The organism is Streptomyces sp. SP18BB07 (assembly GCF_036322545.1).
Taxonomy (GTDB): Bacteria; Actinomycetota; Actinomycetes; order Streptomycetales; family Streptomycetaceae; genus Streptomyces; species Streptomyces deccanensis.
In genome coordinates this window covers 345,105-365,737 of sequence record NZ_JAQYWT010000367.1, presented here as the reverse complement: position 1 = coordinate 365,737, position 20,633 = coordinate 345,105, and the positions used below count along the sequence as shown (strand labels likewise).

Sequence of the window (20,633 nt, the reverse complement as noted above, 5' to 3'; positions counted from 1 at the left end):
GGCACGGACAGAGTGACAGACTGACCACGCCCATAAGCGCCGAGTTACCGAAGTGGGCCACCATGAGTGAGAACAGTGCTACGCGGATGCTCCGAGACGGTCAAAAAGACAGCCAAACGGACGTTCTGATCCGGGCATCCGATCTCCGCGCGCTGACCGCGGCCATGACCGCCGCCCGCGACGGCAGCTTCACGAAGGTCCCGGAGGCGGGCCCCGCCCCGGTGGCGGAGCTGTGCGCCCTCTTCAACCAGATCATCGACCGCAGCACCCACTTCGGCACCGAAGTGCAGCGGGTGCGGCGGGAGTTGGTCCGGCACGGCCGTCTCGACGAGCGACTGTCGGCCAGCCCGGGCCAGGGCGCCTGGGCGACCCGGGTCGACGACGTGAACCAGACGCTGGACGCCCTGGTCGCCCCCGCCGCCAACGCCACCCGGGTCCTGGACGCGGTGGCCGGCGGCGACCTCACCCAGCGGGTCGACCTGCACGACGGCAACCGTCAACTCCGGGGCGACCTCAGGCGGTTGGGCAGCGCCGTGAACAAGATGGTCGACCAGTTGTCCCTGTTCACCGGCGAGGTCACCCGGGTCGCCCGCGAGGTCGGCACCGAGGGTCGGCTCGGCGGCCGGGCCAAGGTCCGTGGCCTGTCGGGGAGTTGGCGGGACGTGACCGAGGCGGTCAACACCATGGCCGCCCGGCTGACCGCGCAGGTGCGGGACATCGCCCTGGTGACCACGTCGGTGGCGCGCGGCGACCTCACCCGTACGGTGACCGTCGAGGCGACCGGTGAGTTGCTCGAACTGAAGCTCACCGTGAACACGATGGTCGACCAGTTGTCCGCCTTCGCCGACGAAGTCACCCGCGTCGCCCGCGAAGTCGGCACCGAGGGCCAGCTCGGCGGCCGCGCCCAGGTCCGGGGCGTCTCCGGGGTCTGGAAGGACCTCACCGACAACGTCAACTTCATGGCGTCGAACCTGACCTCGCAGGTCCGCAACATCGCCCAGGTGACCACGGCGGTGGCGAACGGCGACCTCAGCCAGAAGATCACCGTCGATGCGCAGGGCGAGATCCTGGAGCTGAAGTCCACCATCAACACGATGGTCGACCAGCTCTCCGCCTTCGCCGACGAAGTCACCCGCGTCGCCCGCGAAGTCGGCACGGAAGGCAACCTCGGCGGCCGCGCCCAGGTCCGGGGCGTCTCCGGAGTGTGGAAAGACCTCACGGACAACGTCAACTTCATGGCGGACAACCTGACCTCGCAGGTCCGCAACATCGCCCTCGTCTCCACCGCCGTCGCACAGGGCGACCTCGGCAAGAAGATCACGGTCGAGGCGAAGGGCGAGATCCTCGAACTCAAGTCGACGATCAACACGATGGTCGACCAGCTCTCCGCCTTCGCCGACGAGGTCACCCGCGTCGCCCGCGAGGTCGGAACCGAGGGCAACCTCGGCGGCCAGGCGCAGGTCAGGGGCGTCAGCGGCGTCTGGAAGGACCTCACCGACAACGTCAACTTCATGGCCCTGAACCTGACGTCGCAGGTCCGCAACATCGCCCAGGTCACCACCGCCGTCGCCAACGGCGACCTCTCCAAGAAGATCACCGTCGACGCGCGCGGCGAGATCCTGGAACTGAAGGACACCGTCAACACGATGGTGGAGCAGCTGCGCGCCTTCGCCGACGAGGTGACGAGGGTGGCCCGCGAGGTCGGCACCGACGGCGCGCTCGGCGGCCGCGCCCAGGTGCTGGGCGTGTCCGGTGTGTGGCGGGACCTCACCGACAACGTCAACTACATGGCGGACAACCTGACTTCACAGGTCAGGAACATCGCCCAGGTGACCACGGCCGTGGCCAACGGCGACCTCTCCAAGAAGATCGACGTGGACGCGCGCGGCGAGATCCTGGAGCTGAAGACCGCCATCAACACGATGGTCGACACCCTCTCCTCCTTCTCCTCCGAGGTCACCCGGGTCGCCCGCGAGGTCGGCTCCGAGGGCCGGCTCGGCGGTCAGGCACGGGTCGAGGGCGTCTACGGCACCTGGAAGCGCCTGACGACGAACGTGAACGAGCTCGCGTCGAACCTGACCACGCAGGTCCGCGCGATCGCCGAGGTCGCCTCCGCCGTGGCCCAGGGCGACATGTCCCGCTCGATCACGGTGGAGACGCAGGGCGAGGTCGCCGAGCTGAAGGACAACATCAACCTGATGGTGGCCAACCTCCGCGAGACCACCCGGGCGAAGGACTGGCTGGAGTCCAACCTCGCCCGCCTCGCCGCCCTGATGCAGGGCCACCGCGACCTGATGGAGGTCGCCGACCTGATCCTGCGCGAGCTGACCCCGCTGGTGAACGCCCAGTACGGCGCCTTCTACCTGGCCGACCCCGACGAGGACGGCGCGGCCCCGCTCCCGGTGGCGCCCACCAAGGGCCTCGCGTTCATCGCGGGCTACGGCGCGGCGCAGGGCGCGACCGTGGAGACCGGCGGCCTGCCCGTGCACGGCCTGGTGGCGCAGGCGGCCCGGGAGAAGAAGCGGATCCTGGTGGAGGAGGCCCCACCGGGCTACATCAAGATCAACAGCGGCCTCGGCGAGGCCTCCCCCTCCAGTGTCGTGATCATCCCGATCCTCTTCGAGGACAAGCTCCTCGGCGTGATCGAGCTTGCTTCCTTCTCGCGCTTCTCCGATGTGCACCTGGCCTTCTTCGACCAGTTCGTGAACACCATCGGCGTCGCCATCAACACCATCATCGCCAACTCCCGTACGGAGTCCCTCCTCGGCGAGTCCCAGCGCCTCGCCATGCAGCTCCAGGAGCGCTCCGACGAACTACAGATGCAGCAGGCGGAGTTGCAGCGCTCCAACGCCGAACTGGAGGAGAAGGCGGCACTGTTGGCCACGTCCTCCCAGTACAAGTCGGAGTTCCTGGCGAACATGTCCCACGAGCTGCGCACCCCGCTGAACTCCCTGCTGATCCTGGCGCGACTGCTCTCCGACAACCCGGACGGCCATCTCACCGACCAGGAGGTGCAGTTCGCGACGACGATCCACCGCTCGGGCTCGGACCTCCTCCAGCTGATCAACGACATCCTCGACCTCTCGAAGATCGAGGCGGGCCGGATGGACGTACGCCCGAAGCGCCTCCCGCTGATCAAGCTCCTGGACTACGTCCACGCCACGTTCCGGCCGCTCACCCTCGACCGGGGCCTGTCCTTCGAGGTGACGGTCGGCGAGGACGTCCCCCGCGAGATGTACTCGGACGAGCAGCGCCTCCAGCAGATCCTGCGCAACCTCCTCTCCAACGCGATCAAGTTCACCGCGTCCGGCCGGGTCGAGCTGACCGTCAGCCGTATCAAGGACCCCGAGCACCGGTACACGCGCGAGGACCACGACGAGGTGATCGCCTTCGCCGTCTCGGACACCGGCATCGGTATCGCCGCCGAGAAACTCCCGGTGATCTTCGAGGCGTTCCAGCAGGCCGACGGCACCACCAACCGCAAGTACGGCGGCACCGGCCTCGGCCTGTCCATCAGCCGCGAGATCGCCGGCCTGCTCGGCGGCCGCATCATCGCGGAGAGCGTCCCCGGCAAGGGCTCGACCTTCACCCTGTACGTCCCGGTCTTCAGCCCGGGCCACGGGGTGACGGGCCCGGTGGTCGAGGAGCACGGCACCCTCGTCCCCGAACAACTGACCGCCGAGCCGTACCCGGCCGCGTACGACGGCGACGCGCACGACAGCGACGACTCCTGGCCGGCGCCCACCAAGCTGGAGGCGTGGAAGGTGGGCCGCGCGGGCCAGGTCCTGCCCGGCCGCCGGGTGTTGATCGTCGACGACGACATCCGCAACGTCTTCGCGCTCACCCATGTCCTGGGCCGTGTCGGCATGCCCGTCCTGTACGCGGAGAACGGCCGCGAGGGCATCGAGACCCTGGAGCGCAACCCGGACGTCGAACTCGTCCTGATGGACATCATGATGCCGGAGATGGACGGCTACGAGACGATCTCCGCGATCCGCCGCACCCCTCGCTGGGCGGGCCTGCCCATCGTCGCCCTCACCGCCAAGGCGATGCCCGGCGACCGCGAGAAGTCCATCGCGCGCGGCGCCAACGACTACGTACCGAAGCCGGTGGACGTCGACCAGCTGCTCACGGTCGTCTGCGCGGTCCTCGACCCGGAAGCCCCGCAGGGCCCGGAGAGCGCCGAGCCGTCCCCCGAGAAACGCACCGAAGAGAACGAGGCACCTTCACCATGACCACTCAGGACCGGACCGACGCGGGCGCGGGCATCCTCCTCGTCGACGACATGGAGGACAACCTGCTAGCCCTGGAGGCCGTCCTGGCATCCCTCAACGAGCCGCTCGTCCGCGCCCGTTCGGGCGAGGAGGCGATGAAGGCCCTCCTGCGGCACCGCTTCGCCGTCGTCCTGCTCGACGTCCGGATGCCCGGCATGGACGGCTTCGAGACCGCCGCCCACATCAAGCGCCTCGACCAGACCAAGGACGTCCCGATCATCTTCCTCACCGGCACGGACGCCGACGCCGGTTACGCCTTCCGTGGCTACGCCACCGGCGCCGCCGACTACCTCACCAAGCCCTTCGACCCCTGGGTGTTACGGGCGAAGGTCAGCGTCTTCCTGGACCTGCACCGCAAGACCCGCCAACTGGAAACCCTGCTGACGAGCCATCGTGAACACACGGACCAGGTGGACGCCCGCCTGGCGGCCCTGGAGAAGCAGCTGTCCGAGGCGGCCCCGGACCTGCCGGAGGTCCGAATACAGATCCGAGACCTACGCCAACTGGTGACAGGGGAGGACCGCACGTAACGCAGGGGCGCGGGGAACTGCGCGACCAGCCACGACGAACCCGCAGCCGCCAAGCAGTCCCCGCCACCCCCTGCGAACGGCGCTACGCTTCCCGCGCCCCGGCGTACATGTCCTCGATCAGGTGCTGGTACTCCTTCTCCACCACCGGCCGCTTCAACTTCAGGCTCGGCGTCAGCTCACCGTGCTCGACATCGAGATCCCGCGGCAGAAGACGGAACTTCTTGACCGTCTGCCACCGCTGCAACCCCTCGTTGAGCTGCTTGACGTATCCGTCGATCATCTCCACCGTCGCCGGCGCCGCGATGATCTCCTCGTACGACTTCCCACCCAGCCCGTTCTCCGCGGCCCAGCCCTGGAGGGACGGCTCGTCGAGCGCGATGAGCGCCGTGCAGAAGTTCCGGTCCGCGCCGATCACCATGACGTTGGAGGTGAAGGGGCACAGCGACTTGAACTGCCCCTCGATCTCCGTCGGCGCGATGTACTTGCCGCCGGACGTCTTGAACAGGTCCTTCTTCCGGTCGGTGATCCGCAGATACCCGTCGGGCGACAGCTCCCCGATGTCACCGGTGTGGAACCACCCGTCGGCCTCCAGCACCTCCGCCGTCTTCTCCGGCAGCCCGTGGTAGCCCTCCATCACACCGGGACCGCGCAGCAGGATCTCGCCGTCGTCCGCGATCCGCACCTCGCAGCCGGGCAGCGGCTTGCCGACCGTACCGGTGCGGTACGCCTCGCCCGGGTTCACGAAGGACGCCGCCGAGGTCTCGGTCAGGCCGTAGCCCTCCAGGATGTGGATACCGGCGCCGGCGAAGAAGAACCCGATCTCGGGCGCCAGCGCGACCGAGCCGGAGACACAGGCCCGCAGCCGGCCGCCGAACGCCTCGCGGAGCTTGGCGTACACCAGCTTGTCGGCGACCGCGTGCTTCGCGCCCAGCGCGAACGGCACCGAGGCCGTGCCGGTGCGGCGGAAGTTGTCCTGGCTGGTCTTGGCGTACTCGCGGGAGACGCCGGCCGCCCACTGGAAGATCTTGTACTTGGCCGGGCCGCCCGCGCGGGCCTTGGCGACGACGCCGTTGTAGACCTTCTCGAAGATGCGGGGCACGGCCGCCATGTACGTCGGCTGCACCACCGGCAGGTTCTCGATGATCTTGTCGATCCGGCCGTCGACCGCGGTGACGTGCCCGACCTCGATCTGCCCGCTGGTGAGCACCTTGCCGAACACGTGCGCGAGCGGCAGCCACAGGTACTGCACGTCCTCGGCGCTGACCAGGCCGGTCGCGGCGATCGCCTTCGCCATGTACGACCAGTTGTCGTGCGGCAGCCGGACACCCTTGGGGCGGCCCGTGGTGCCCGAGGTGTAGATGAGGGTGGCCAGCTGGTCCTTGGTGATCGCGCCGACCTTCTCCTTGATCAGGTCGGGCTTCTTCTCCAGGTACGCCGCGCCGCGCTTCTCCAGCTCGGCCAGGGAGAGCACCCAGTCCTCGGAGAGGTCCGCGCCCTCGGTGTCGATGACCACGACGTGCGTCAGCTCGGGCAGCTCGGCCTTCTTCTCCCGGGCCTTGGCGAGCTGCGCCGCGTCCTCGGCGATGAGCACCCGACTGGACGAGTCCGAGAGGATGTACGCGGACTCCTCGGCGTTGGTCTGCGGATAGACGGTCGTGGTGGCGGCGCCCGCGCACATGATGCCGAGGTCGGCGAGGATCCACTCGATGCGCGTCGACGAGGCGAGGGCCACCCGCTGCTCGGGCTGCACCCCCAACTCGATCAGTCCGGCCGCGACGGCGTAGACCCGTTCGGCCGACTGCGCCCAGCTCAGCGACTTCCAGTCGGAGGGCCCCTCCCCGGAGGCCGGTGGCACCGGGTAGCGGTAGGCCTCGCCGTCGGGCGTGGCCGCCACGCGCTCGAGGAAGAGGGCCGCCACCGAGGGCGGACGGTTCTCGATCAGGGTCTGTGTGTCGCTCACGACATCCTCCGGGGCACGCGACAGTACAGCTGGCTCACGGACTGTGCGGCTGGCTCAAAGCGGCTGTTGTTTAACTCGCGAGTAACCATCGAGTGGTGATCAGGGTAGAGCGCGGTCCGCCGGTTGGTAAGGGGCGGCGGCAGGTCACTTTCCACCGAGAACGACCCTACGAACACACGCGGGCCCGTCGCGGCGACACGCGACGAGCCCACGCTCCACTCAAGTTTCCCGGGGTAACCGGTGGCTACTTCTTGCCCTTGCCGCTGCCGGCGCTGTCATCGCTGGACAGAACGGCGATGAAGGCCTCCTGCGGAACCTCCACAGAGCCCACCATCTTCATCCGCTTCTTGCCTTCCTTCTGCTTCTCCAGCAGCTTCCGCTTCCGGGAGATGTCACCGCCGTAGCACTTGGCGAGGACGTCCTTGCGGATGGCGCGGATGGTCTCGCGGGCGATGACCCGCGAGCCGATGGCCGCCTGGATGGGCACCTCGAAGGCCTGCCGCGGGATCAGCTCGCGCAGCTTGGCGACGAGCCGCACCCCGTACGCGTACGCCGCGTCCTTGTGGGTGATCGCCGAGAAGGCGTCCACCTTGTCGCCGTGCAGCAGGATGTCGACCTTGACCAGGCTGGAGGTCTGCTCGCCGGTGGGCTCGTAGTCCAGCGACGCGTACCCGCGCGTCTTCGACTTCAGCTGGTCGAAGAAGTCGAAGACGATCTCCGCGAGCGGCAGCGTGTAGCGGATCTCGACCCGGTCCTCCGACAGGTAGTCCATGCCGAGCAGGGTGCCGCGTCGGGTCTGGCACAGCTCCATGATCGAGCCGATGAACTCGGTCGGGGCGAGGATCGTGGCACGTACGACGGGCTCGTACACCTCGCTGATCTTGCCCTCGGGGAACTCGCTCGGGTTGGTGACCGTGTGCTCGGTACCGTCCTCCATCACGACCCGGTAGACCACGTTGGGCGCCGTGGCGATCAGGTCGAGCCCGAACTCGCGCTCCAGCCGCTCCCGGATCACGTCGAGGTGCAGCAGCCCGAGGAAGCCGACGCGGAAACCGAAGCCCAGCGCGGCAGACGTCTCCGGCTCGTACACGAGCGCGGCGTCGTTGAGCTGGAGCTTGTCGAGCGCGTCACGCAGCTCGGGGTAGTCCGACCCGTCCAGCGGATACAGCCCGGAGAAGACCATCGGCTTGGGGTCCTTGTACCCCCCGAGCGCCTCGGTCGCCCCCTTCGCCTGGCTGGTGATCGTGTCACCGACCTTGGACTGCCGGACGTCCTTCACACCGGTGATGAGGTAGCCCACCTCGCCGACGCCGAGCCCGTCCGCGGGGAGCATCTCGGGCGAGTTGGTCCCGATCTCCAGCAGCTCGTGCGTGGCATTGGTGGACATCATCCGGATCCGCTCGCGCTTGTTGAGCTGCCCGTCGATCACACGGACGTACGTGACCACGCCCCGGTAGGAGTCGTACACCGAGTCGAAGATCATCGCGCGGGCGGGCGCGTCCTTGACGCCGACCGGCGCCGGAACCTCCGCCACGACCCGGTCGAGCAGCGCGTCGACCCCCACACCCGTCTTGGCGCTGACCCTCAGCACGTCCGCGGGATCGCAGCCGATGAGGTTCGCCAGTTCCTCGGAGAACTTCTCCGGCTGGGCGGCCGGCAGGTCGATCTTGTTCAGTACGGGGATGATCTTGAGGTCGTTCTCCATCGCCAGGTACAGGTTGGCGATGGTCTGCGCCTCGATCCCCTGGGCGGCGTCGACCAGGAGGACGGTCCCCTCACAGGCCGCCAGCGACCGCGACACCTCGTACGTGAAGTCGACGTGCCCGGGGGTGTCGATCATGTTGAGGATGTGCGTGTTGCCCGGATCGTCGGTCGGCGCCCAGGGCAGACGCACCGCCTGGGACTTGATCGTGATTCCGCGCTCACGCTCGATGTCCATGCGGTCGAGGTACTGAGCACGCATCTGCCGCTGCTCGACGACACCGGTCAGCTGAAGCATCCGGTCGGCGAGCGTGGACTTGCCGTGGTCGATGTGCGCGATGATGCAGAAATTGCGGATCAGAGCCGGGTCGGTACGGCTCGGCTCGGGCACATGGCTAGGGATCGCGGGCACGCAGGGTCCTGATTCTTGAGGCGTCCGCAGCCGTCTGCGGTCTCGGGTCGGATCGGGTCTGGCGGGTCGGTACGTAGGCACCATGGTCCCACGGGTGGAGGGCTGCGACCGGTTTGGGCCGACGCGAGAGCTGCTGGTAACGTGGGCCGCTGTGTCTCATGCCCTCTCTGCAGGAGGCACAGCCAGAGAAAACCAAGCGCAATCCAAGCTGAAAAGGCTCCTTCGTGGCGAACATCAAGTCCCAGATCAAGCGGAACAAGACCAACGAGAAGGCGCGCCTTCGCAACAAGGCCGTCAAGTCGTCGCTCAAGACCGCGATCCGCAAGGCCCGCGAGGCCGCTGCCGCGGGTGACGTCGAGAAGGCCACCGAGTACCAGCGCGCTGCCGCGCGTCAGCTCGACAAGGCCGTCTCGAAGGGCGTCATCCACAAGAACCAGGCCGCCAACAAGAAGTCGGCGCTTGCTTCCAAGGTCGCCACCCTCAAGGGCTGAGCCTCACCTTTGATCTGACCGTCGGCTGGACCCAGAGCGGGCCCTCTCTCTCCGCTCCCACCCGACACCCCGGATCCGCACGCGGCCTGCGTTCGCCACGCGGGTGCGGATCCCCCATCTCGAACCGAAGGCCCCGCCGCCGCCCCTTCCCCGGGACGAACAGCGGGGCCTTCGGCATGTCCGCGCAGCTACCCACTCAACCCCGGCGCGACCGGGCCGCCCGCGCGATCACCACGACTGCCTTCTCCAACGCGTACCCGGGATCGTCCCCCCCGCCCTTGACCCCGGCATCGGCCTCGGCGACCGCCCGCAACGCCACGGACACCCCCTCAGGCGTCCACCCCCGCATCTGCTGCCGCACCCGGTCGATCTTCCACGGCGGCATCCCCAGCTCCCGCGCGAGATCCGCCGGCCGCCCACCCCGCGCCGACGACAACTTCCCGATCGCCCGCACCCCCTGAGCCAACGCACTGGTGATCAACACCGGCGCCACCCCCGTCGACAACGACCACCGCAGCGCCTCCAGCGCCTCCGCCGCCCGCCCCTCGACGGCCCGATCGGCCACCTCGAAGCTCGACGCCTCGGCCCGCCCGGTGTAGTACCGCCCGACCACCGCCTCGTCGATCGTCCCCTCGACGTCCGCCACCAACTGCGACGCCGCCGACGCCAACTCCCGCAGATCACTCCCGATCGCGTCGACCAGCGCCTGGCACGCCTCCGGCGTCGCCGACCGCCCGAGCGTCCGGAACTCCCCCCGCACGAACGCCAGCCGATCCCCCGGCTTCGTCATCTTGGGGCACGCCACCTCCCGCGCCCCCGCCTTGCGCGCCGCGTCCAGCAGTGCCTTGCCCTTCGCGCCGCCCGCGTGCACCAGCACCAGGGTGATCTCCTCGGCGGGAGCCCCCAGATACGCCTTCACGTCCTTGACCGTGTCGGCCGACAGGTCCTGCGCGTTCCGCACGACCACGACCTTGCGCTCCGCGAAGAGCGACGGACTCGTCAACTCGGCGAGCGTGCCGGGCTGCACCTGGTCCGAGGCCAGATCACGCACATCCGTGTCGGCATCCGCTGCCTTCGCGGCGGCCACCACCACCTGCACAGCCCGGTCGAGCAGCAACTCCTCCTGCCCCACGGCCAACGTCACGGGGGCGAGAGGATCATCATTCACAGTCTTCTTGGCCATCCCGGACAGCATCGCACGCCCCACTGACAACCACCCGAGGCAACCACGCCCCGCCAGGGGCGCGGGGAACCGCGCGAGCACCCCCCCGCAAACCCGCACCCGACGAACGACCGACCAGTCACCCGGCGCCCCCAGCGGAGCGTCACGGCTCCTCCCGCCACCCCTCCCACTCCCCCACGAACTCGTCCAACGCCACCGGATCGAACCGCTCCCGCTCGTCCCGCAGCACCACCAACCACTGCGCGTCCTCGGCGTCGTCCTCCCCCGCCAACGCGTCCCGCACCACCTGCGGCTCCTCATCCAGCCCGAACCGCTCCCCCAGCGCCTGGACAACCTCCTCAGCCGCATCCCGGTCCGGCAACACCAGCACATGCCTCACATCACTCACGCCCCCATCTTCCGCCACCCCCCCTGGGGGCCCTCCCTCCCCCTCCCCCCACCCTCCCCTCCCTCCCTCCCGGGAGCCCTCCCCCACCCCGCCCCACCCCGCTACCCCACCCCGCGCCCCTTCCCCACCTCCGGCACCCTGTCCAGCTCCATCCCGAAGTGGTCCCGGTACACCGCCAGTACCTCCTCGTCCGAGACCAGCTCGGTCACCTCGCGGGCGCCGTCCGCCGAGGTGGTGGTGAACGCGCGGCCGCTGAGGGTGATACGGCCGCCGTCGTCCGTGAGCCGGGAGCAGACGAGGGACTGGGTGAAGTGGGAGGCCGGTGAGGTGCTGTGCCACCAGACCCCGGCCACGAAGTCCCCGAGCACCCTCGGCCGCGTCTCCAGCCGGTACTGCGGCTTGCCGTTCCGGAACACGTCCAGGTCCCCGAACTCCCGGCCCCCGCTCTCCCGGTCCGCCTCGGCCACGCGGAACATGCCTCCCGGATCCTCCTGCTCCGCCCGGTTCCCGAACTCCAGCGGCCAGTGGCTGTTCGCCCCGAACCCGACATCGGCCAGCCAGTCACCCCCGTCCACCGTCCGCACCCGCAGCGCGAGATGGTCGTACGGGATCCCGAGCCGCCCCTCCTCGCCGTACACCCGCGCCGCGAGCAGCGTCACGTCGAACCCGAGCTTCGAGAGCAACGCCCCGAACAATCCGTTCAGTTCGAAGCAGAACCCGCCCCTGCGCTCCCCGACCACCTTGTCCAGCAGCCGCTTCTCCTCCAGCACGATCTCCTCTCCGAGGTGGATCGACAGGTTCTCGAACGGCACCGCCCGCAGATGGCGCAGGTGCAGTTCGCGCAGTGCGTCGACGGTGGGCCAGGCCTGCTGCTCGGCCCCGAGACGGCGAAGGTAGGCATCAAGTTCTGCGGTGTCCATGCCCTCAGTCTCGCGCCACGAGCAACTCCTTCGCCGTACCCGCGACGGCGACCGCGCCGTCCTCGTCCGTACGCAGCACCGTGGCACCCCCGGCCCGCAGCGCCGCGACCGTACTGGGCGCCGGATGGCCGTACGGGTTGTCCGCGCCCACGGAGATGAGCGCCAGGTCGGGGGCCATGGCCCGTATCAGCCCCGGATCCTGGTAGGCCGAACCATGGTGGGCGACCTTCACCACGTCCACGGCCCCGAGCGCGGCGGCCTCCGCGGACCTCGCCAGCTCTCGCTGACCGGGCGGTTCCAGGTCGCCGAGGAGCAGCAGGGTCAGCCCGGCCGAGCGGACGAGCATGGTCACGCTGGCGTCGTTCGGCCCGTCCGGCGTGACCGCGTCGCCCGGCGGCCACAGCACCCGCCAGGCGAGGCTGCCCGTGCGCCGCTCCTCCCCGGCCACGGCCCGCGTCAGCGGGATCCGGCGGGCCGCCGCCTCCCTGCGCACGAAGGCCGCCTGCTCCACGGGCTCCTCGAACCCCGTCGTCGCGATCGCCCCCACCGAGCGCCCCCGCAGCACGCCCGGCAGCCCCACCACATGGTCGGCGTGGAAGTGGGTGAGCACCACCAGCGGAATCTCGGTGATGCCGAGCGAGGTCAGACAGCGGTCGACCAGCACCGGATCGGGACCCGCGTCCACGACCACCCCCGCCCCGTCGCCCGCCGCGAGGACGGTCGCGTCCCCCTGGCCCACGTCGCACATCACGAAGCGCCATCCGGGCGGCGGCCACCCCGTGATCACCCTGGTCAGCGGCGGTGGCTGCACCACGACCAGCAGGAACGCCATCAGACAGGCCCCCACCAGCCACGGATGGCTCACCAGCCGCCGTCCGACGAGGACGACGACCACGGTGACCAGGCCGAGCAACAGCGCACCGGCCCAGCTGCCCGGCCAGTCCACGCCCGCGCCGGGCAACGAGGCCCCGGTGCGGGCGATGTCGGCGATCCAGCCCGCCGGCCAGCTCGCGCACCAGGCAAGGCACTCGGCCACGGGCATCGCCACCGGTGCCGTCGCCAGGGTGGCGAACCCCAGCACCGTCGCCGGGGCCACCGCGAACTCCGCCAGCAGATTGCACGGCACCGCCACCAGGCTCACCTTGGCCGACAGCACGGCCACGACCGGCGCGCACACCGCCTGCGCGGCTCCCGCCGCCGCCAGCGCCTCGGCCGGACGCGGCGGCACCCGGCGCCGCTGGAGCGCCGCACTCCAGCGGGGAGCGAGAGTGAGCAGGGCGCCGGTCGCGAGGACCGAAAGCAGGAAGCCGTAACTACGGGCCAGCCACGGGTCGTACAGCACCAGCAGCAGCACCGCCGTCGCCAGTGCCGGGATGAGGGACCGGCGGCGCCCCGTCGCGATGGCCAGCAGCGCGATCGAACCGCACGCCGCGGCCCGCACCACGCTCGGGTCGGGCCGGCACACGATCACGAACCCGAGTGTCAGCGCCCCACCGGCCAACGCGGTCGCCCGCAACGGGATCCCGAGCCGGGGCGCCAGCCCCTTCCGCTCGGCCCGCTGAGCCAGCCCCGGCGGACCGATGAACAGGGCCAGCAGGATCGTGAAGTTCGCGCCGCTGACGGCCAGGAGATGAGTGAGGTCGGTCGCCTTGAACGCCTCGTCCAACTCCGCCGGAACCCGCGAGGTGTCCCCGACGACGAACCCGGGCAACAGGGCCCGCGCGTCCGCGTCCAGCCCGTCAGTCGCCTCCCGCAGCCCCGCGCGCAACCGCCCCGCGACCCGCTGCACCTCGCTCGCCCCCTCCACCACGACCGGAGCCCCACCGCCCCGCACCCTCAGCACGGCGGCCACCCGGTCTCCCCCGACCATGGCCGGCACGGCCTGCGCGGCCACCCGCACCCGCGTGGACGGCAGCAGCGAGAGCCAGGCCGCCCGGCCGGCCCCCGCCTCCACGTCGACGATGACCAGCACCGGAGTCCGCGTGTCGACGACCGCACCGTCCGGGCTCCGCACACGCCGTACCTCGGCCTGGAGGAGCACCGCTGCCGGGGCCGCGCGGTTGCCCTGGACCCGGGGGCGGGTGAGGCGCGGGTCGGAGGTGAGCTCCACATCCGCAGTCACACGGGCATACCGCTCGGCCAGCCCGGGGACCGGCCCCCGTCGCAGATCCGCCCCGTGCAGCCCGGCGGAGAGGGCAGCCGCGCCCGCACAGAGCAGCACCGCTGCGACGGAAACCTTCGTCCAGGCCCCACCCCGGCGCAGGCCCCCACGCCCACGCCCCTGCCCCTGCCCCTGCCCCTGCCGGGCGACGAGCAGAGCCACACCCGCCGCGACGCACACCACGACCACTCCCGTGATCCACCCCGGCGAGGCGTGCACCGTCAGCGCCGCCGTCGCCCACGCGGCCAGCGCCGGGGGGACGAGGCGCAGATCCGTGGGCCCCTCCTGCCGGGGGTGCGCGTCGCCGAGCCGGCTCCCCGAAGCCGCGTGCACCGCGGATCGCGGCGGAACACCGGGCGCCCCGGGCGACTCACGCGCCCCGGCCACCGCCGACACCCTCTCCTCCTCTCCCGCCGCCCTCATGGCCGTACGAGATTCCGTAGGTCGGCGAAGCGGGCGTCGCCGATGCCGTTGACCTCACGCAGCTCGTCCACCGAGCGGAAGCCGCCGTGCTGTGTGCGGTAGTCGATGATGTGCTGGGCGAGGACGGGGCCCACGCCGGGCAGTGTGTCCAGTTGGTCGGCGGTGGCGGTGTTGAGCGATACGGGGGTCGTGGGCGCCGAGCCTGCGGCGGCTCCGCCCGCCCCGGCCGCCGCACCGCCGCCCCCGCCCGATCCGGCCCCCGGCACCGCGCCCGGTCCGGCCGCCGGCGCCGGGGTGCCGACCAGGACCTGTTCGCCGTCCACGAGGAGCCGGGCGCGGTTGAGCCCGTCGGTGTTCGTTCCCGGCCGGACCCCGCCCGCCGCCCGCAGCGCGTCGGCGACCCTCGAACCGGCCGGCAGCCGTTGGATGCCCGGTCTGCGCACCTTGCCGCCGACGTCCACCACGATCAGGGGACCGGCCGAGGATGCCACCGACCCGGGCGGGGCGCCCGACACCGCCCCCGCGCCGCCGCCTCCGGGCGCACCGAACGGTGCCTCCGCGCCCCCCGGTGCCACCGAGGCACCCGGAGCTCCCGCCCGCACCACCTCGGGCGCGCTCACCGGCTGGGTCCGGCCCGTCCAGAAGTGCTGTGCCGCGAAGACCGCCGCGACGACCAGCACCACGCTCAGCGCGACCACGCTCTTCCGCTCGATGCCGCACCGCACCTGCAACCACAACGGCAATCGCTCCCGCACGGCAGGCCCCACCCGCTCCCGCCAGGCACTCCCAGGGGCACGGCCGGCGGTCCCCTCGTCGGCCTCGGAGACAGACGCAGCGCAGTCACCGCCATCAGAACCGGACGCGGCCCGGCCTCCGGCCCCGCGACCGGACACAGCCCCGTCACCGGCATCCGTGACCTCACCCCCCGTCCTCCCTCGGGGCACCTCCGGCGGCGGTCCGTGCCCCAACTCCCGAGGCTCCCTGGCCGTTTCGGGAAACAACGCCTCCGCGCGCAGACGGAGCGTCTCCGCCGATGCCTGGTGGCGGCGGCCGGCCCTGCCCCTCGGCCGCCGAGGGTGGTGATGCCGGGCGCGCCCGTCGGAGGAGGGGCCCCGGCCGGGGCCGCTGGTGACCGTCGCCGTACGTGAACGTGATCGAAGTGCCATGCGACGAGGATCGGGCACCCCCGACCACTCGCGATGATCTTGCTCAATTCCCGTGGATTACTACCCAGTTGTGGATAACTCCGTCACCCACACGAGCGACACGAGCGAACCGTCCCGACACGAGCGACCCCAGCGAACGGACCCCACACACGTCGACCCGAACGAACGGACCCCACCCGAGCGACCTCGCCCGCCTCATCGAGGCGAGACGACTACCCCCAGCAACCCGGGCCCGGTGTGGGCCCCGATCACCGCCCCGACCTCGCTCACATGCAGATCGGCCAGCCCGGGCACCCGGCCCCGCAACCGCTCCGCGAGCGCGGACGCCCGCTCCGGCGCCGCGAGATGGTGGACGGCGATGTCGACCGGCGCCCCGCCCGCCCGCTCGGCGACGATCTCCTCCAGGCGGGCGATCGCCCTGGACGCCGTACGGACCTTCTCCAGCATCTCGATACGGCCGCCGTCCAGCTGCAGCAGCGGCTTGACCGCCAGCGCGGACCCGAACAGCGCCTGGGCAGCACCGATCCGTCCGCCCCGGCGGAGGTAGTCCAGGGTGTCGACGTAGAAGAACGCGGACGTCCCGGCGGCCCGCTTCTCGGCGGCCGTGACGGCTTCGTCCACCGTGCCGCCCGCCTCCGCGGACTCGGCGGCGGCCAGGGCGCAGAAGCCGAGGGCCATCGCGACCATCCCGGTGTCCACGACGCGCACCGGCACGGGTGCCTCGCGTGCCGCGAGCACGGCCGCGTCGTACGTGCCCGAGAACTCGGCGGAGAGGTGGAGGGAGACGATGCCCGTGGCGCCCGACTCCGCGACCCTGCGGTAGGTCTCGGCGAACAGCTCGGGGCTGGGACGGGAGGTGGTGACGGACCGTCGTTTCTGCAGTGCCTGGGCCAGGGAGCGGGCCGAGATCTCGGTCCCCTCTTCGAGCGCCTGGTCGCCGAGGACCACGGTCAACGGCACCGCGGTGATGCTGTGACGCTCCATCGCCGGCGGCGGCAGGTAGGCCGTTGAATCGGTGACGATCGCGACATGGCGGGACATGAGCTGGAGGTTACCCGCCGAGCCGCGCCGACGGCAGCTCGGCCCCTGTCACCCGCGACCGCGCGGAGCGGCCCGCCCGGGTCGAGTGCCTCAAGTGGTGCTCTCCGGGTGGGACTTCTTCTGCCACGGGTAGGTCGGCCGGGCGCTCGGCGGCGTGATCGCGGGCCTGGGCGGCTCCTGGCCGCCAGAGGCCTCCCCACCGGGCGTCTCCTGCCAGGTCTGCCCGGTGGTGGCGGTCGGCTCCGGCTTGGGCGCCTCGGGCCACACCGCGGCCGGTTCCGTCGTCCAGTGCCGCAACGCGCCCGCCTCGACGTCGATCTGCGCGCTGAGCGTGTCGAGGTCGTCCTCCGCGAACTTGCGGGCCCGGTCGTGCGCCGCCCAGCGCAGCGAGTCGGCGGACTTGATGATCCGCTCCGTGCGCTCGCGCAGCGCGGGCAGTCGCTGGGCCAGCTTGGCGCGGTCGGGCTCGGGCTCCAGGCGCCGCAGCTCGTCGTCCAGCTCACGGCCGTGCTTGCTGAGCTGCTCGAACAGGGCCAGGGACTCCTTGAGCGACTCGTCCTCGCCCACGCCCGCATGCAGAGCCTCCTGCGTGGCCCGCATCGAGGTGCGCAACTTCAGCCGCAGATCGGCCAGTTGCCCGACGGGGCCCGGCTGGGCCAGGCTTCTGGCGCGCAGGGTGGTGTCCTCGACGGTCCGCTTGGCCTGCGTGATCGTACGGTCCACGCCGCGCTTGGCCGCGCCGACCGCCTTCACGGTGGCGTACGCGCCCAGCACCACGAGCAGCACGAAGATCAGGGCGACGACTGCGATGACGGCTTCCACGACGCGCTCCTCCTCCGACCGGCACGGGCATGTGCAGCGGCGCTCTTCCACGGTAAACGCAACAGGCAGGCCCCAGGTTCCATCGGAACCCGGAACCTGCCCGTAGGGGACGACCCCGAACCACCGTCGGCCGTTACCCCGGACCACCACCCACCGCGACAGCGGCAGGTCCACGGCAGGTCCACCGGCGGCTACCCGAGGTCACCACACGGCCACACGGCCACACAAGCCACGCGGCCACACAGCCTCCCGGCGGCGTCGCCCCCACCGCACTCACGTGACGATGTTCACCAGCTTCGGCGCCCGCACGATCACCTTCCGGATCGGCGCCCCGGCCAGCGCCGCGACCACCTTCTCGTCGCCCAGGGCCGCCTTCTCCAGCTCCTCCTCGGAGATGGTCGGCGGCACCTCCAGCCGGGCCTTGACCTTGCCCTTGATCTGGACGACACAGGTGACTGCCTCGTCGACGACGTACGCGGGGTCGGCGACGGGGAAGTCCTGGTGCACGACGGAGTCCGTGTGCCCCAGCTTGCGCCACAGCTCCTCGGCGATGTGCGGGGCCAGCGGCGCGACCAACAGGACCAGGGCCTCGGCGACGGAGCGGGAGACCGGGCCGCCCACCTTGGTCAGATGGTTGTTCAGCTCGGTGACCTTGGCGATCGCGGTGTTGAACCGCAGGCCCTCCAGGTCCTGGCGGACCCCGTCGATGGCCTTGTGCAGCACCCGCAGGGTGTCCTCGCCGGGCTCAGTGTCGACGACCGTCACCTCACCGGTGGCCTCGTCGACGACGTTGCGCCACAGCCGCTGCAGCAGCCGGAACTGGCCCACCACCGCGCGCGTGTCCCACGGCCGGGAGACGTCCAGCGGTCCCATCGCCATCTCGTACAGGCGCAGCGTGTCGGCGCCGTACTCCTCGCAGATCGACTCCGGGGTGACCGCGTTCTTCAGGGACTTGCCCATCTTGCCCAGCAGGCGGCTGACCTTCTCGCCCTGGTAGTAGTAGGCGCCGTCGCGCTCCTCCACCTCGGCGGCCGGCACCGCGAAACCACGGCTGTCGCGGTAGACGAAGGCCTGGATCATGCCCTGGTTGAACAGCTTGTGGAACGGCTCGGCCGACGAGACGTGACCCAGGTCGAACAGGACCTTGGACCAGAAGCGCGCGTACAGCAGGTGCAGCACGGCGTGCTCGGCGCCGCCGACGTACAGGTCGACACCGCCGTGCGGCTGGCCCTCGCGGGGGCCCATCCAGTACCGCTCGATCTCCGGGTCGACCAGCTTCTCGGAGTTGTGCGGGTCCAGGTAGCGCAGCTCGTACCAGCAGGAACCGGCCCAGTTGGGCATCGTGTTGGTCTCACGCCGATAGCGCTTGGGACCGTCGCCCAGGTCCAGCGTGACGTTCACCCAGTCGGCGTTGCGTGACAGCGGGGTCTCGGGCTGGGTGTCGGCGTCGTCCGGGTCGAAGGTGCGCGGGCTGTAGTCCTCGACCTCGGGCAGCTCCAGCGGCAGCATCGACTCGGGCAGCGAGTGGGCGACGCCGTCCTCGTCGTAGACGATGGGGAAGGGCTCGCCCCAGTACCGCTGGCGGCTGAACAGCCAGTCGCGCAGCCGGAAGTTGACGGTGCCCTCACCGATGCCGGACCGCTCCAGCCACTCGGTGATGCGCGCCTTGGCCTCGACGACGCCCAGGCCGTCCAGGGACACGCCCGCACCGGTGGAGTTGACGATCTTCGCGTCGTACGACACGAAGGCCTCGTCCCACGTCGAGGTGTCGGTGCCGCGGCCGTCCGTGGGCTCGACCACGCAGACGATCGGCAGTTCGAAGGCGCGGGCGAAGGCGAAGTCGCGCGTGTCGTGCGCCGGGACGGCCATGATCGCGCCGGTGCCGTAGCCCATCAGGACGTAGTCGGCGATGAAGACCGGGATCCGCTCGCCGTTGACCGGGTTGGTGGCGTACGAGCCGGTGAAGACGCCGGTCTTGTCCTTGGCCTCGGCCTGCCGCTCGACGTCGGACTTGGAGGCGGCCTGCGCGCGGTAGGCGGCGACGGCCTCGGCGGGGGTCGCGTGCCCGCCGGTCCACACGTCGTGGGTGCCCTCGGGCCAGGCGGCCGGGGTGAACTTGTCGACCAGCGGGTGCTCGGGGGCCAGCACCATGTAGGTCGCGCCGAACAGGGTGTCGGGGCGGGTGGTGAAGACCGTGATGTTCTCGCCGTCGATGGGGAAGTCGACGCGGGCGCCCTCGGAGCGGCCGATCCAGTTGCGCTGCTGCAGCTTGATGGCCTCGGGCCAGTCCAGCTCGTTCAGGTCCTCCAGCAGACGGTCGGCGTACGCGGTGATCCGCATGTTCCACTGGCGCAGCTTGGCCTTGAAGACGGGGAAGTTGCCGCGCTCGGAGCGGCCGTCGGCGGTGACCTCCTCGTTGGCCAGCACGGTGCCCAGCCCGGGGCACCAGTTGACGGGCGCGTCGGAGGCGTAGGCCAGGCGGTACTCGCCCAGGACGTCGGCGCGTTCACCGGCGCTCAGCGCGCTCCAGGAGCCGCCGCCGGGCAGCGCGCGCTCCCCGGACTCGAACTGGGCGACCAGGTCGGCGATCGGGCGGGCCTTCCTCGCCTCGTCGTCGTACCAGGAGTTGAAGATCTGCAGGAAGATCCACTGGGTCCACTTGTAGTAGTCCGGGTCGATCGTGGCGAACGACCGGCGCTTGTCGTGGCCCAGGCCCAGCCGGCGCAGCTGGGACTTCATGTTGGTGATGGCGGCCTCGGTGGTGACCCGGGGGTGCTCGCCGGTGGCCACGGCGTGCTGCTCGGCGGGCAGGCCGAAGGCGTCGAAGCCCAGGGTGTGCAGGACGTTGTGGCCGGTCATCCGCTGGTAGCGGGCGAAGACGTCGGTGGCGATGTAACCCAGGGGGTGGCCGACGTGCAGGCCCGCACCGGACGGGTACGGGAACATGTCCATGATGAACTTCTTGGGCCGGGCGGCCAGCTCCGCGTCGCCCGCCAGGTCGCCCGTGGGGTTCGGCGCCGCGTACGTGCCGTCGGCGTCCCAGAAGTCCTGCCAGCGTGCCTCGATGTCGGCCGCGACGGCGGCCGTGTAGCGGTGCGCGGCCACTTCGGCGGCAGCGGGGTTCGTCTCGCTCATGATCCTCAAAGCTCCATCGATCGTCT

Annotated in this window: 13 protein-coding genes; 3 read left to right on the top strand and 10 right to left on the bottom strand. The window is 70.7% G+C overall.

Features of this window, described 5'->3' with window-relative positions:
- The first annotated feature begins 86 nt into the window (after positions 1 to 86).
- Together PUR53_RS45125 and PUR53_RS45120 are read left to right on the top strand one after the other, a co-directional pair.
- Complete coding sequence (locus tag PUR53_RS45125) at positions 87 to 4,235, top strand: HAMP domain-containing protein (protein WP_329912377.1); 4,149 nt, start codon at positions 87 to 89, stop codon at positions 4,233 to 4,235.
- Positions 4,232 to 4,804 (top strand): response regulator, encoded by a 573-nt coding sequence (locus PUR53_RS45120; RefSeq protein WP_329899580.1) that lies wholly within the window; start codon positions 4,232 to 4,234, stop codon positions 4,802 to 4,804. Before PUR53_RS45125 ends, PUR53_RS45120 begins: the two co-directional genes overlap by 4 nt.
- 82 nt (positions 4,805 to 4,886) lie before the next feature.
- On the opposite strand, the gene PUR53_RS45115 is transcribed toward PUR53_RS45120, so the two are convergent.
- On the bottom strand, positions 4,887 to 6,764 hold the full coding sequence (locus PUR53_RS45115; RefSeq protein WP_329899579.1) for an AMP-dependent synthetase/ligase: 1,878 nt from the start codon (positions 6,762 to 6,764) through the stop codon (positions 4,887 to 4,889).
- Positions 6,765 to 7,008: 244 nt separating this feature from the next.
- On the bottom strand, positions 7,009 to 8,877 hold the full coding sequence (gene lepA, locus PUR53_RS45110; protein ID WP_329912337.1) for a translation elongation factor 4: 1,869 nt from the start codon (positions 8,875 to 8,877) through the stop codon (positions 7,009 to 7,011).
- Between the two features lie 224 nt (positions 8,878 to 9,101).
- On the opposite strand from lepA, the gene rpsT reads away from it, so the two are divergent.
- A complete protein-coding gene (gene rpsT, locus PUR53_RS45105) occupies positions 9,102 to 9,368 on the top strand; it encodes a 30S ribosomal protein S20 (RefSeq protein ID WP_129309226.1) in 267 nt (88 codons plus the stop codon).
- Positions 9,369 to 9,564: 196 nt separating this feature from the next.
- Here the strand turns inward: rpsT and holA are convergent, their stop codons facing one another.
- The 8 genes from holA to leuS all read right to left on the bottom strand — a co-directional run bounded on the left by holA (position 9,565) and on the right by leuS (position 20,607).
- On the bottom strand, positions 9,565 to 10,551 hold the full coding sequence (gene holA, locus PUR53_RS45100; protein ID WP_329912336.1) for a DNA polymerase III subunit delta: 987 nt from the start codon (positions 10,549 to 10,551) through the stop codon (positions 9,565 to 9,567).
- A 142-nt stretch (positions 10,552 to 10,693) separates the two neighbouring features.
- On the bottom strand, positions 10,694 to 10,939 hold the full coding sequence (locus tag PUR53_RS45095; protein WP_329899576.1) for a hypothetical protein: 246 nt from the start codon (positions 10,937 to 10,939) through the stop codon (positions 10,694 to 10,696).
- 101 nt (positions 10,940 to 11,040) lie between these two features.
- Complete coding sequence (locus PUR53_RS45090; protein ID WP_329899575.1) at positions 11,041 to 11,859, bottom strand: arylamine N-acetyltransferase family protein; 819 nt, start codon at positions 11,857 to 11,859, stop codon at positions 11,041 to 11,043.
- Between the two features lie 4 nt (positions 11,860 to 11,863).
- Entirely contained in the window at positions 11,864 to 14,353 is a 2,490-nt protein-coding gene (locus PUR53_RS45085; protein WP_329912376.1) for a ComEC/Rec2 family competence protein, read from the bottom strand.
- 86 nt (positions 14,354 to 14,439) lie between these two features.
- Complete coding sequence (locus PUR53_RS45080; protein WP_329912335.1) at positions 14,440 to 15,609, bottom strand: ComEA family DNA-binding protein; 1,170 nt, start codon at positions 15,607 to 15,609, stop codon at positions 14,440 to 14,442.
- Between the two features lie 195 nt (positions 15,610 to 15,804).
- The gene (locus PUR53_RS45075) at positions 15,805 to 16,650 is read right to left on the bottom strand and encodes a DegV family protein (RefSeq protein ID WP_329899555.1); all 846 of its coding nucleotides are present in this window, start codon (positions 16,648 to 16,650) and stop codon (positions 15,805 to 15,807) included.
- A 90-nt stretch (positions 16,651 to 16,740) separates the two neighbouring features.
- Complete coding sequence (locus tag PUR53_RS45070; protein WP_329899554.1) at positions 16,741 to 17,472, bottom strand: hypothetical protein; 732 nt, start codon at positions 17,470 to 17,472, stop codon at positions 16,741 to 16,743.
- 273 nt (positions 17,473 to 17,745) lie between these two features.
- Positions 17,746 to 20,607, bottom strand: a complete 2,862-nt coding sequence (leuS, locus tag PUR53_RS45065) for a leucine--tRNA ligase (protein ID WP_329912334.1) — start codon at positions 20,605 to 20,607, stop codon at positions 17,746 to 17,748.
- Between the last annotated feature and the right edge of the window lie 26 nt (positions 20,608 to 20,633).

Coding starts and splice junctions, on each gene's coding strand:
- PUR53_RS45125 (WP_329912377.1), top strand. CDS start 87: ATGCTCCGAGACGGTCAAAAAGACAGCCAAACGGACGTTCTGATCCGG.
- PUR53_RS45120 (WP_329899580.1), top strand. CDS start 4,232: ATGACCACTCAGGACCGGACCGACGCGGGCGCGGGCATCCTCCTCGTC.
- holA (WP_329912336.1), bottom strand. CDS start 10,551: ATGGCCAAGAAGACTGTGAATGATGATCCTCTCGCCCCCGTGACGTTG.
- PUR53_RS45090 (WP_329899575.1), bottom strand. CDS start 11,859: ATGGACACCGCAGAACTTGATGCCTACCTTCGCCGTCTCGGGGCCGAG.
- PUR53_RS45080 (WP_329912335.1), bottom strand. CDS start 15,609: ATGGCACTTCGATCACGTTCACGTACGGCGACGGTCACCAGCGGCCCC.
- PUR53_RS45075 (WP_329899555.1), bottom strand. CDS start 16,650: ATGTCCCGCCATGTCGCGATCGTCACCGATTCAACGGCCTACCTGCCG.
- leuS (WP_329912334.1), bottom strand. CDS start 20,607: ATGAGCGAGACGAACCCCGCTGCCGCCGAAGTGGCCGCGCACCGCTAC.